At 70.1% G+C, this 13,334-nt stretch carries 10 protein-coding genes; all 10 read left to right on the top strand.

Going from position 1 to position 13,334, the window contains the following annotated elements:
• Positions 1–15: 15 nt before the first annotated feature.
• Positions 16–1,248 carry a pilus assembly protein gene (locus AC24R4_RS05805; protein ID WP_400394551.1) on the top strand — a complete coding sequence of 411 codons (1,233 nt, stop codon included), beginning with the start codon at positions 16–18 and terminating at the stop codon, positions 1,246–1,248.
• 1 nt (position 1,249) lies between these two features.
• A complete protein-coding gene (locus AC24R4_RS05800; RefSeq protein ID WP_400394552.1) occupies positions 1,250–2,566 on the top strand; it encodes a TadA family conjugal transfer-associated ATPase in 1,317 nt (438 codons plus the stop codon).
• Positions 2,559–3,485: a type II secretion system F family protein gene (locus AC24R4_RS05795; protein WP_400394556.1), complete on the top strand. Its 927-nt coding sequence runs from the start codon at positions 2,559–2,561 to the stop codon at positions 3,483–3,485. The genes AC24R4_RS05800 and AC24R4_RS05795 overlap by 8 nt, the downstream gene beginning before the upstream one ends.
• Before the next feature lie 18 nt (positions 3,486–3,503).
• Positions 3,504–4,634, top strand: a complete 1,131-nt coding sequence (locus tag AC24R4_RS05790; RefSeq protein ID WP_400394558.1) for a type II secretion system F family protein — start codon at positions 3,504–3,506, stop codon at positions 4,632–4,634.
• Positions 4,631–5,479 (top strand): tetratricopeptide repeat protein, encoded by an 849-nt coding sequence (locus AC24R4_RS05785; RefSeq protein WP_487522478.1) that lies wholly within the window; start codon positions 4,631–4,633, stop codon positions 5,477–5,479. The genes AC24R4_RS05790 and AC24R4_RS05785 overlap by 4 nt, the downstream gene beginning before the upstream one ends.
• A complete protein-coding gene (locus tag AC24R4_RS05780; RefSeq protein ID WP_487522477.1) occupies positions 5,476–5,811 on the top strand; it encodes a DUF3613 domain-containing protein in 336 nt (111 codons plus the stop codon). The genes AC24R4_RS05785 and AC24R4_RS05780 overlap by 4 nt, the downstream gene beginning before the upstream one ends.
• A gap of 9 nt (positions 5,812–5,820) precedes the next feature.
• On the top strand, positions 5,821–7,569 hold the full coding sequence (locus AC24R4_RS05775) for a TadG family pilus assembly protein (protein WP_487522476.1): 1,749 nt from the start codon (positions 5,821–5,823) through the stop codon (positions 7,567–7,569).
• Positions 7,570–7,582: 13 nt separating this feature from the next.
• Positions 7,583–8,947, top strand: coding sequence for a sigma 54-interacting transcriptional regulator (locus tag AC24R4_RS05770; protein WP_400395722.1), 1,365 nt, complete (start codon positions 7,583–7,585; stop codon positions 8,945–8,947).
• Between the two features lie 86 nt (positions 8,948–9,033).
• The gene (locus AC24R4_RS05765; protein ID WP_400395723.1) at positions 9,034–10,179 is read left to right on the top strand and encodes an exonuclease SbcCD subunit D; all 1,146 of its coding nucleotides are present in this window, start codon (positions 9,034–9,036) and stop codon (positions 10,177–10,179) included.
• Positions 10,176–13,229: an AAA family ATPase gene (locus AC24R4_RS05760; RefSeq protein ID WP_487522475.1), complete on the top strand. Its 3,054-nt coding sequence runs from the start codon at positions 10,176–10,178 to the stop codon at positions 13,227–13,229. Before AC24R4_RS05765 ends, AC24R4_RS05760 begins: the two co-directional genes overlap by 4 nt.
• The last annotated feature ends 105 nt before the right edge of the window (positions 13,230–13,334 follow it).

The raw sequence follows: 13,334 nt of genomic DNA, 5'->3' as shown, positions 1-13,334 counted from the left end.
GAGCGAGTGACGAGGATGGATGCCTTCCTGCTGAACACCCGGCGCGAGACCTTGCGCCAGTGGCTGGACCAGGCGCTGGGCGGCGCCGGCACGCTGGTGGCCGAGGACGGGGCACAGGAGGCCTTTATCGAGCAGGTCGGCGCCGTGCGTCCGGGGCTGGTCTTCCTGGACTTCGGCGCGCCGCATGCCGAGGCCTCGGCCCGGCTGGCCGAACAGGTGGCGCGGCTGTTTCCGCAACTGCCGCTGGTGGCCATCGGCAACGCCGGCGAACCGGAAGCGATGCTGGCCGCACTGCGCGCCGGCGTGCGCGACTTCATCGACCTGCGCGGTGCGCCGGCACAGGCCACCGACGCCGTGCGGCGGCTGATGGTGCCCCGCACCCAGGTGCGGCCCGTGACGCCCACGCACCGGCACGGCAAGATCGTGGCGCTGCTGGGGGCCCGGCCCGGTGTCGGCGTGAGCACGCTGGCCGTGAACCTGGCCGCGAGCGTGCGCCAGCGCGAAGGGGCCGGCGCGCCGGCCGAGGTGCTGCTGCTGGACCTGGGCCTGCCCGTGCGCGACGGCGCGCTCTACATGAACATCGCGCCCGAATTCCATTTCGTCGAGGCCGTGCGCAACCTGCGCCGTTTTGACCAGGTGTTTGTCGATACCGCGCTGGCACGGCATGTCAGCGGGGTGTCGGTGCTGCCGCTGCCGGCCACGCTGGCCGAACTGCGCGATGTGTCGTTTTCCGAGGCGCTGGCGCTGCTGGACCGCCTGCGTGCGTTTTTCGACCTCCAGGTGATCGACCTGGGCGGATTTTCGAATGCCGAGTTCATGTCGCAGATCGTCAAGGCCGCCGATGCCGTGGTGATGGTGGCCGAGCAGAGCGTGGGGGCCATCGTCTCGGCCGCGGAACTGCTGCACGAGCTGAAGAAGCGCGAGATCGACCGCCCCGACCTGCATTTGATGGTGTCGCGCTTCGATCCCGAACTGGGCGTGGATGCGGCGCAGATCGCCGAGCGCATCGGCGTGGCAACGGTCGATACGCTGCCCGACCGGCGCGCGGCGCTGGTGCAGGCCGCCAATCGCGGCGCGGTGCTGGCCGAGGCCGCGCCGGCAGACCCCTACGTGCGCGCCGTGGGCGCGCTCATGGAACGGCTGGGCTACCGTACGGAACAGGCTTCCGAGCGCGGCATCCTGGCCCGGATCAAGGAAAAGCTGCCCGAGGCATTGCGCGTTGCGCGCGTCGCACGGGCGGGGAACTGACATGACCGAAGCCATCGAATTCTCGGACAACGCCGCCGCCCCGTTTCCTGTTTCCCAGGAATTCCACAAGATCAAGGAAGCCGCGCACGAACATCTGCTGACGCGGATCGAGGAACTTGGGGCGGAGTTTGGCCGCTGGACGCGCACCGCCATCCAGCGGTTTGTCGATCTGGAGCTGGAAAGCTTCACGCGCCTGCGCCGCATTCCGATCAACGAGGCCGAGCTGCATCAGATTTCCGAGGCGCTGACCAAGGAACTGGCCGGCTTTGGCCCGATCGAGGACCTGCTGCACGACGTGGCCGTGGAAGACATCCTCGTGAACGGGCATCTCGACGTCTACGTGTCGCGGCACGGCGTACTGGAGCGGATACCCGTGCGCTTTGCCGATAACGGCCACCTGCTGCGCATCGTGCGGCGCATCCTGGCGCCGATCGGCCGGCGCCTGGACGAATCGAACCCGATGGTCGACGCCCGCCTGCCGGACGGGGGCCGCATCAACGTGATCATCCCGCCGCTGGCGCTGGCCGGCCCCGTGGTATCGATCCGCAAGTTCCGCAAGGACCCGCTGACGCCGGCCGACCTGCAGGCGCTGGGCACCATGAGCCCCGAGATCTCGGAGTTGCTGGAAGCGGCGGTGCGGGCGCGCTGCAACATCCTGGTGAGCGGTGGCACAAGTTCCGGCAAGACGTCGCTGCTCAATGCGCTGGCCACGTTCATGCCGGCGGGCGAGCGCGTGATCACGATCGAGGACACCGCCGAACTGGCGCTGAACCATCCGCACGTGGTGCGGCTGGAAAGCCGTCCCGGCGGCTTCGAGGGCACGGGCACGGTCACCATCCGCGACCTGCTGCGCAACAGCCTGCGCATGCGCCCCGACCGCATCATCGTGGGCGAAGTGCGGGGCGGCGAGGTGCTGGAAATGCTGCAGGCCATGAGTACCGGCCATGACGGGTCGATGGGCACCATCCACGCCAGCAGCCCGCGCGAATGCCTGTACCGGCTCGAAATGCTGGCCGGCTTTGCCGGCTTCCAGGGCAGCGAGGTGAGCCTGCGCCGCCAGATTGCCAATGCCGTCGACTTCATCGTGCAGATCGGGCGGCTGTCCAGCGGACGCCGGCGCATCCTGTCGGTCACCGAGGTCACCGGGCTGGGCGACAACATCATTTCCACGCAGGAGCTGTACCGCCACGAGCCCGTCATCAACGCCGACGGCACCGAGACCGACCGCTGGCATTCGCTTGGCATCCTGCCCCATTCGCCCAAGCTGGCGCGCATGCGCCCGGCCACCTTTGCCCTGGACGACCGCTTTGATCTCTAGCGCCAGCCTGTTCATCGCCACGTTTGCCCTGGTGCTGCTGGGGCTGGGCCTGCTGATGCTGGCAACGGCCCGGGGCCGGGCCAACGCCGAGCGCGCCCGCGCCCACCTGGCCGCGCAGACCGAACAGGTGCGTGCCCGCTATGCCTCGGCCACCGAACCGGAGCCGCACGGCGCGGTGCGCGACCTGCGCCGGCGCTGGGCCGACCTGCTGCGCCGCGCCTACATGGCGCCGACGCGCGGCACTTACCTGCGCTGGGGCGTGCCCATGCTGGGCCTGGTCGTGGCCGGCGCGGCGGCCGGCGGTGCCATCGGCCTGGTGGCGATGCTGGTGGTTGCCGTGGCGACGGCGGCCTTCGTGCTGTGGCTGCGCATCAGCCGGCTCAAGGGCAAGATGCTGCGCCAGCTGCCGGGCTTTCTCGATGGCGTGGTGCGCCTGATGACGATCGGCAGCAGCGTGCCGGCCGCGTTCCAGAATTCGGTGGCCAATACCGAACCGCCGCTGCGCCAATGCCTGGTACAGGCCATCCACCTGCAGCGGGCCGGCAAGGAACTGGACCAGGCCGTGATGCAGATGGGCCGCGCCTATGACCTGGACGAGCTGGTCATCGTGTCGTCGGTGCTGCGGCTGTCGCAGCGATATGGCGGGCGGGCCGACGTGGTGATGGAGCGTACCGCCACCTTCATGCGTGACCGCGAGGAAGCGCAGCGCGAGTTGATGGCGCTGTCGGCCGAGACGCGCCTGTCCGCCTGGGTGCTGGGCCTGTTGCCGCTGGTGGTGGCGGGCGGGCTGTTCATGATGAACGCCGGCTACATCATGATGATGTGGAAGGACCCCACGGGCCGCATGATGCTGCTGGGCGCCGCCGGGCTCGAAGTGGCCGGCATCCTGATGCTGTACCGGCTGGCAAAGTCGATCTAGGAACCATTGGCCATGCGGATCGACGCCACCACCCTGATCTCCGCCAGCCTGGCTGCGGCCGCGATGGCGCTCCTGGTACTGGCCTGGCCGCTGCTGCGGCAATGGCGGCAGCGGCGCGAGGCCGCACGGACCATCGACGCCGCTCTGCAGCGGCAGGCCACGCACGGTATCGCCGCCGCGCAGGCCGAGGCCGCACCCGGCCAGGCGCAGGCCGCCGGCGCCGCCGCACAGGCGACGGCCACCGCATCGGCCGCTGCAACTTCCGCCGCCCCGCAGATGTCGGCGCGCGCGGCAGCGGCCGCCGCCGCGCTGGGGCCAGCGTCTGCGCGGCCGGCCGCGGCAGCCAGACCGGCGCCCGCCACGCTTGGCGCCAGGCTCGGCGCGGCGTTCGGCGACCGTTTCAACCAGTCCTGGCTCGAATCGCGCCTTGGCCGTGCGGTGGTCGCCGCCGAGGAACAGTTGCTGCTGGAGCAGTGCGGCTTTTATGGCCTGCAGCCGCGCGCCGTATTCGGCGGCCTGCGGGTGCTGGTGCCTGCCGCGCTGGCGGGCGCCGTGCTGCTCTGGCGGATCGACGGCCCGACGGTGCAGGCATTGGCCTGGGGATTCGCCACATTCGCGACGGCGTACCTGCTGCCGAAGATCGTATTGCGCCGCTGGGCGGGCAACCGTCAGCGCGAAGTGGCCGAGGAACTGCCGGTGCTGATCGACATGCTGCGGCTGCTGCAGGGCGTGGGCCTGTCGATCGACCAGAGCCTGCAGGTCATCGTCACCGAATTCGGCGCAATGCTGCGCGTCTTGGGGCCCGAGCTGCAGCGTGCGAATCAGCAGTTCGCGTCGGGGCGCTCGCGGGAACAGACGCTGCAGCGCATCGGCAAGCTGTTCGACGACGAAGACCTGAAAAGCCTGATCACGCTGTTGACGCAGGTGGACAAGCACGGCGGCGCGGTGCAGGAGCCGCTGCGCCAGTTTGGCGAGCGGCTGCAGGTGGCCCGCAAGGCGCGCATGAAGGACAAGATCGGCCGGCTGACCGTGAAGATGACCGGCGTGATGGTGGTCAGCCTGCTGCCGGTGCTGCTGATCCTGACGGCGGGGCCAGGCTTCCTGGGCGTGATCCGGATGCTGGCCCGCATGAACGGAGGACATGGATGACAAGACTATCCCGCACGCTGCTGGCAGGCTCGGTTGTGGTGGCCATGGCGTGGCTGGGCGGCTGCGCCAGCACGCCCAACAGCGCCGAGGCCATGGCACGCCAGGCCGATGCGCAGATCGAACTGGCGCGGCTGCAGGACAAGGCCGCACGCGCCGAGTACAACGACCAGAACGTCTACCTGGGCCTGATCGGCAAGATGCAGCAGGAAGGCATGTACTACGCTTCGCTGGCCCATATCGACGCGTACCAGCAGAAGTACGGCAGCAGCACCGCGCTGCAGGTGCTGCGTGCCGATGCGCTGCGCGAGACCGGCCAGGACGACGCGGCGCTGCAGGCCTATCGGGACCTGCTGAACACCGATCGCGCCGCCCGCGCACGCCACGGCATCGGCCTGGTGCTGGGCCGGCAGGGCGATTTCATGCGCGCCGCCGTGGAACTGCGCCAGGCGGCGGTGCTTGATCCGGTCAACGCGCAGGTGGCCAACGACCTGGGCTATGCGCTGATGCGTGGTGGCGCGCTGCAGGATGCGCGCGTGCCGGTGATGCAGGCGCTGGAACTGGACGCCAACAATCCGCGGGTCATCAGCAATGCCGTGGTGTGGATGCTGGCCACCGGCAAGCGCAGCGAGGCCACCGCGATGATGCAGCGTGCCGCGATGCCGGACCCCACGCGCGCCGCCATCCGCAAGGAAGCGGACCGCGTGACCCGCGCCGCGCAGTTGCGCGACAAGACGGCGCCACGCGGCAACGCCCATCCGAATGCCGCCGCGAATTCCATGCCGGACCCCAACGCGAACCCGGCCGCCGCGCAGTCCGTGGCGCTCAACGCAGGAGCCAGACCATGATCCTTTCCCTGTTTGCGCGGCGCCTGGCCCGGACGGCCGCGCTGGCCTCGCTGGTGGCTGCCGCGCCGGCCATGGCCCAGCAACAGACGGCGCCCGCCCAGATGCGTCCCAACGACGTGGCGGTGGGCGATACCACGCGCAGCCTGCTCGACATCCAGCGCAGCGGATCGCAGGCCGGCCCGCAGCAACCGCTGACCGGCGACCAGGCCGCGCTGGGTTATGCGCGCTACATGCGCAGCTTCACCCATCCGCTGCCCGAGTTCTTCTCGACGATTTCCACCGGCAGCCCGCTGCGCGGCGGCGCGGGCAGCCAGCCGATGAACGGGCAATAGCGACACGCCATGCAGCATCGAGCCGATCTCCATCGACAGCGCGGCGCCATCAGCCTGATGGCCGCCGTACTGATCGCCACCGTGGTCATTGGGGCCATGGTGTCGATCGATGTCGGCTTCGTGTTCTACAGCCAGCGGCAACTGCAGAAGGCGGTGGACCTGGCGGCGCTGTCGGGCGCCCAGCAGCTCAAGCGTGCCGATGACCTGCCGACCACCACGGCCAACGTGATGGCGTCCGTGACGGCAGCCGCCAGCCAGAACGGCTATCGCGGTGCGGTGGGCGCGGACTGTGCCGGCGCGGCGGCCGGTGCCGCCGACCGCATGCGCACGTGCCTGGGCGTGTGGGACCCGGCCGATGCCGTGAACGGCGACAGCGTGCGGCACTTCAACGCCGCCTACGACGCGGCGGCGCTATCGCCCAATGCGGTGCGGGTGCAGGGCACGCTGACGGTGCCGCTGCTGTTCGTGCTGCCCGGCGGCACGTCGCGCCAGCTGCATGCCGAAGCCATCGCGGCGGCCAGCCCCCCGGTGGCGTCGTTTTCGCTGGGCAGCGGATTGTTGAACCTGAACTCGGCAAGCGGCGTACTGGGCCTGCTGCTGGGCAATACGGTGAATCTTTCGGTGGCCGACTGGAACGGACTGGTCAATGCCAACGTTACGCTGGAGCAGCTGAGGCTCCAGCTTGGCGTGGGAACGGTCGATGCGCTGCTGAACACCACGCTGTCGATCCGCGAGTTCTACGCGCTGGTACTCAATGCGGCCGGGCGGCAGGCGCTGCTGGGTGCGGCGCTGGGCAGCCCCGAGACGCAGCTCGGCCTGAACGGGCTCGGCACCAATCTGACGCTGGCGCGGTTGCTGGATCTTGGCGTGCTGACGCCAGCCGCGTCGTCGGCGGCCGAAGTGGGTCTGAACGTGGCATCGCTGCTGACCACCGCCGCCTATGTGGCGCGCGGCAGCAGCGCGGTGGCGCTCAACATTCCGAATCTGAACGTGCCGTTGCAACCGGTGGGCAGCGCCACTGCCACGGCATCGCTGACCGTGATCGATCCGCCCAAGGTGGCGGTGGGCCCGGCGAAGCAATTGCCCGACGGCAGCTGGAAGACGACGGCGTCCACCGCGCAGCTGGGCCTCAACCTGGCCGTGCATGCCAATATTGGCTTGCCGCCGCTGGTGTCAGCCAGCTTCGACCTGCCGCTGCTGCTCAAGGTTGCGCAGGCCAAGGCGGACCTGACCGCCTTGCAGTGCGCCGCCACGCCAGACCAGCGGACCGCCACCATCAGGGTGGACCCGAGCCTGATGGTGGCATGCCTGACCGAAAACAAGCTGCAATGCACGTCGTCCAGCCAGCTGCGCCTGGGCACCGTCAGTGTCTTGACGCTGCCATTGCCGCTGATTCCGGGCGGCTTGACGCAGGCAAACCTGCTCGCCCACCCGACCCTGCAGACGGCATCGACCGCCCCCGGCACGGATCTGGTGCTGCACCCTGGCGCCAGTGCCTCCACGTCGGCGGCCGCGCCGGTGAGCCGCACCGTCGGCGATCTCCTGCGGAATCTCAACCCTGTTCTCTCCCTCGATGTGCTGGGGCTCAACGTGCCGGGCATCGCCCCGGGGGATCTGCTCACGCCGCTGATTGATGCGCTGGGGCCGTTGATCGACGGGGTGGCAGGCTGGCTGCTGGCCACGCTGGGCATCGATATCGCCAACGCCAACGTCCGGCTGAACAGCGTGGACTGCAACAACGCCGAACTTGTGTATTGAATCCTGAGCCATCATGAAAGCAGAGCGTTGGGCCTACGAGAGCCTCGAAGTCTATGTGTGGGAAGGCCAGTACGACATTGCCGACCGCGTGGCGCGATTCCTGACGCCGCTGGGGACCGAGGTGATTCGTGCCGGGGCGCTGGACGCGCTGCCGAACGAGGCGCGCGTGAAGCCGTGCATTGCCGTGATCAGCGCATCGGCGATCGGCTCGGCCAAGTTCACGCTGGACTGGGAAGCCGCCCACGGCATGCCGGTGATCTGGGTGGGCGCGCCGGACCGCGAGACCGATCCGGGCCGCTTTCCGCCCGAGTACGCGTACATCCTGCCGCACGACTTCAACGGCGGGGACCTGCGCAACCAGATCGTCAAGCTGATGCCGCAGCTGCTGGCCGCCGGCGAGGCGCGACCCGACGTGGCCGACCTGGTGGCCGGATCGCCGGCCATGCAGGAGTTGCTGGAACAGGTGGAGACCTTTGCCAACTTCGACAGCAACGTGATGCTGTATGGCGAGACCGGCGCGGGCAAGGAGCGCATCGCACGGCTGTTCCACGAGCGCAACAGCCAGTATGGCAAGGGGCCGTTCGTCGCCGTGAACTGCGGGGCGATTCCCGACGGGCTGTTCGAGTCGCAGTTCTTCGGCCATGCCAAGGGCGCCTTCACCGGCGCCATGTTCGCGCACCGGGGGTTTTTCGAACAGGCCACCGGCGGCACGCTGTTCCTGGACGAGATCGGCGACCTCCCATTGTTCCAGCAGGTCAAGCTGCTGCGCGTGCTGGAGGAAAACGCGCTGACGCGGCTGGGATCGGCCATGGCCGTGAAGCTCGATTTCCGGCTGGTGGCGGCCACCAACAAGGACCTGCGCGAGGCGGTGCGCGAGGGCCGCTTCCGCGCCGACCTGTATTTCCGGCTGGCAGTGATCGAGTTGCGCATCCCGAGCCTGGAGGATCGCGGCCCCGGCGACAAGGTGGGCCTGCTGCAATCGTTCCTGCGCCACATGATGGGCGCGGCCGCCTACGACGCGCTGCCGCCCATGCCCGACTGGCTCAAGGGGGCCGTGGGCACGGCGTTCTTCGTTGGTAACGTGCGCGAGCTGCGCAACCTGGCCGAGCGCGTGGGCATTACCGCGCGGCAGTATGGCGGCTGGGACGAGGACCGCATCCGGCCGCTGTTCCGGGGGCTGCGTCCGGGTGCCTTCGATGGCTCCGAGCGGGGCGATCCGCGCGCCGATGTCGAGGAACGCCGCCGCGTCATCGCCGCGCTCGACGCCAACGGCTGGCGGCGCCAGGATACGGCTGCCTGCCTGGGCATCAGCCGCAAGGTGCTGTGGGAGAAGATGCGCAAGTTCCAGATCGCCGACAGCGAGGCGGAGCCGGTCTGAAGGCCGCCTGCCGGCATCGGGACGTTATGATGCGGGACCGCACGGCAAGGCCGTGCATTACGCGCCACCGCGCCGAAGGACCCGAATTGCGTTTTCTCCACACCGCCGACTGGCATCTCGGTCGGCTTTTCCATGCCCGCAGCCTGTTGGAAGACCAGGCGCACGTGCTTGACCAGTTCGTGGCGCTGGTGCGCGACGTGCGGCCCGATGCCGTGCTGATTGCCGGCGACGTCTACGATCGCGCGGTGCCGCCGCCCGAGGCCGTGGCGCTGCTGGACGACGTGCTGGCGCGCATCGTGGTGGAAGCCGATGTGCCGGTGGTGATGATCGCGGGCAACCACGACAGCGCGCAGCGGCTCGATTTCGGCGCGCGTCTGCTGGCCGCGCGCGGCCTGCATGTGGCGGGCCGCACGGGGCCCGAAGCGGCCTGTGTGTCGCTGCGCGACGCCCATGGCGAGGTGCGGATCTACGCGCTGCCGTATGCGGAGCCGGCCGTGGTGCGCGACGCGCTCGGTGTCGAGCTGTCATCGCACGAGGCGGCGCTGGGCGCGCAACTGGACGCGATCCGCGCCAGCCATCCGGCCGGCGTGCGCGCCGTGGCGGTGGGACACGCATTCGTGGTGGGCGGTGCGGTCAGTGAATCGGAACGGCCCCTGTCGGTGGGCGGCAGCGGGGCGGTGGGGGCGGACCTGTTCCACGGCTTCGACTTCGTGGCGCTGGGCCACCTGCACCGGCCGCAGACCATCGGCGAGCGGATTCATTACGCCGGGTCGCTGCTCAAGTATTCGCTGTCGGAAGCCGATCACCACAAGACCGTGTCGCTGGTCGAACTGGACGATAAAGGCGCGGTGCGCATCGAGCCCATCGCCCTGAAGCCGCGCCGCGACCTGCGCATCCTGACCGGCGAACTGGCCGCGCTGGTGGCGGCGGGCCTGGCGGACGCGCGCCGGGACGACTACGTCCATGCGGTGCTGACCGATACCGGCGCGCTGCTGGACCCGATGGCGCGGCTGCGCGAGGCGTATCCGAACGCGCTGGCGATCGAGCGGGCCATCCTGGCACGCAGCGGGCAGGCCGGCGAAGCGGGCCGGCGCATGCGCGAACTGGACACCGGCAGCCTGTTTGCGAATTTCTTCCGCGAAGTGGCCGACGCGGACCTGGACGGCGACCAACGCCGTGCACTGGACCATCTTCTGGCCGGTATGGAGGCTTCGGAAAGGGAATCGGCATGAAACCGCTGTACCTGAGGTTGCAGGCTTTCGGTCCGTTTGCCGCCACCGAGACCATCGATTTCACGCGGCTCGGCGAGCAGGCGTTCTTCCTGATCCATGGACCCACGGGCGCGGGCAAGACCACGCTGCTCGACGCCATCTGCTTTGCGCTCTACGGCGATACGTCGGGCGGCGAGCGCAGCGCGCAGGACATGCGCAGCGCCAATGCCGACCCCGCGCTGCGCACCGAAGTCACGCTGGAATTCGGCCTGGGGGCGATGCACTACCGCGTGTCGCGCTCGCCCACGCAGGACCGCCCCAGCCAGCGCGCGGCAGGCGGTTTCGTCAAGGAAGCCGCCAAGGCGCAGCTGGACGTGATGCTCGACGGCGCCTGGAAGAGCCACGCCAGCCAGCCGGGCCGCGTCAGCGACGCCGTGCGCGACTTGCTGGGCTTCGACAGCGCGCAGTTCCGCCAGGTCATCGTGTTGCCGCAGGGCCGCTTTCGCGAGCTGCTGACCGCCGATTCGCGAGCGCGCCAGGGCATCCTGGAGCGGCTGTTCCATACCGAGCTGTATCGCCGCGTGGAAGAGCAGCTCAAGGAGCAGGCCGCCAGCATCCGCCGCGAGGCCGAGCAGATTGCCGTGCGCCGCAAGACGTTGCTGGACCAGCACGCGCTGGCGTCGATCGACGCCCTGACCGAGCGCATCGACGCGCTGCAGGTCACGCTGGCCGAGCTGCTGCGCCGCGAGGACGTCGCGCGCGCCGACAGCGAGGCCGCGCAGGCGTCGCTGCGCAAGGGCGAGCTCGAACATACCCAGATCAAGGCCTGGCGCGAAGCCGAGGGCGGGCATGCCATGCTGAATGCGAAGGTGGCGGCCGTGGACGGCGATCGCGCGCGGCTGCAGGCGGCGCGCCGCGCCGCGCAGGTCACGCCGGCGGTGCAGCAACTGCAGGCCGCCCGGCAGGATCAGGCCAGGGTGCGCGCGGCCCAGGCGCAAGCCGAAACATCGGCCACGCGGGCCGCGCAGGCGGCGGAAACTGCCGCCCGTGCGCTGCGCGCCGAACTGTCGCGCCAGGAAGCCCGGGCCGCCGCGCAACGCACGGTGACGCGGCTCGAACACCTGCTGCCGCACGCTCGCAAGCTGGAGGTGCAGCGCAATGCCGTGGCACAGGCCGGCACCACGCTGGCCATGGCGCAGTCGGCATGCGCGGCGAAGATCGACGCGTTCCAGGCCGCCGCCAGGGCGCTCAAGGCGCTGGAGGCCGATGCCGAACAGGCGCGCGCGGGCGCGGCGGGGCTGCAGGCGCTGCAGCTGCGGCTGGAACAGGCCCGCGAACGCGCCGCCCGCATCGCGAAATGCCGCCAGATCGAGGCCGAGCTTGGGCCGCTGCGCGCGGCACTGGCGTGCAGCGAGGCGCTGAGGCGCGCTGCCACCGAAGCCCGCGATGCGGCGCGCGTGGCCATGCGCCAGGCCGAGGTGGACTGGCGCCACGGGCAGGCCGCGCGCCTGGCCGGCAGCGTCCGGCGCGGCGAGCCGTGCCCGGTGTGCGGCGGCAAGGATCATCCGGCACTGGCGCAACAGACGCTGGCGCTGGTGACCGACGACGATCTCGATGCCGCGCGGCTGGCGTTGCAGAAGGCCGAGGATGCGCTGGCCGAGGCCAGCACCGCACACCAGCGGGCGGGCGCCAGCGCCGCGCAATGGCAGGCGCGGCTGGCGGACCTGATCGAGGCCGCGGGCGATGTTTCCGCAGCGGGCGCCAGTGCGCTCGATGCCGAGATCGCCGCGCTGGCCGAGGCTGCCCGCCAGGCCGAACAGGCAGGCAAGCGCGCCGAGGCGCTGGCGGCGCAGACGGTGCAGGCCCGCAAGGCCGTCGAGGCCGCCGAAGTGTTGGCCCAGGCTGCCGACACGGCCGCCCGCACCGCCGCGCAGGAACACGCGCGGCTGGATGGCGAATGGCGGGCCGCCTGCGAACAGGTGCCCGAGGATTCGCGCGATCCCGATACGATGACGGCCGCGCTCGAGGCTGCCCGGCGCGAAGCCGGCGCGCTTGAAGCCGCATTGCAGGCCGCACAGGGCGCCGAGCGCGACGCCGTCGCGCTGCAGGCCGCAACGGCGGCGGCGCTGGCGTCCGCGCGGGACAACGTCACCCAGGCCGACGCCCGCGTCACCGAGCGCGAGGCCACATTGGCCGACGCCATGCGCGCGGCCGCCTTCGACCATGAAGACGCTTACGCTGCCGCGTGCCTGTCCGCCGACGCCATGTCGGCGCTGGACGATGCGATCCGTGCATTCGATGTCGCGCTGGCCCGTGCAGCCGAATGGCATGCCCGCACCGCCGCCATCGCCAAGGCACTGCAGATCCCCGACATGCCCGCGCTGCTGGCCACGCGCGACCAGGCGGCCGTGCGGCTCGAAGCCGCCATCCGCGAGCGCAGCGAAGTGGCCGCGTCGCGCGACACGCTGCTGCAATGCAAGGGTCAGGTGGAATCGCTGGCCGCCGAAGGGCGCGAGGTGGAAACGCGCTATGCGGTGCTGGGCCGCCTGTCGGAAGTGGCCAATGGCAACAATCCGCGCCGCATGACGTTCCAACGCTTTGTCCTGGCCACGCTGCTCGACGAGGTGCTGGAGGCGGCGTCGCTGCGCTTGCTGCGCATGAGCCGCGGCCGCTACGCGCTGCAGCGCGTGCGCGAGCAGGGGGACCAGCGCATGGCGGGCGGGCTGGACCTGGAGGTGTTCGACCACGATACCGGCACCACCCGGCCGGCCAACACGCTTTCGGGTGGCGAGGGCTTTCTGGCGTCGCTATCCTTGGCGCTGGGGCTGGCCGACGTGGTGCAGTCGCGCGCCGGCGGCATCCAGCTCGACACGCTGTTCGTGGACGAAGGGTTCGGCACGCTCGATCCGGAAAGCCTGGACTTCGCCATCCGCACGCTGCTCGATCTTCAGCAGGCCGGCCGGCTGGTCGGCATCATCTCGCACGTGGCGGAGTTGCGCGAGCGGATCGATGTGCGGCTCGAAGTACGCCCCGGCGCGAACGGCAGCCAGGCGGTGCTGCGCCTGCCCTGAACGTGCGCTGCGTGCGCGGGCGGTGACCGATTATCGCCCGCCACGCGCAGACCCTTATTGACCCTGTTTTGACGCCGGGTGTAACCTTTGTTCATTCTGCGAATT

It is taken from the genome of Cupriavidus sp. CER-90, assembly GCF_057652055.1.
This window is presented reverse-complemented; position numbering and strand designations above follow the sequence as displayed.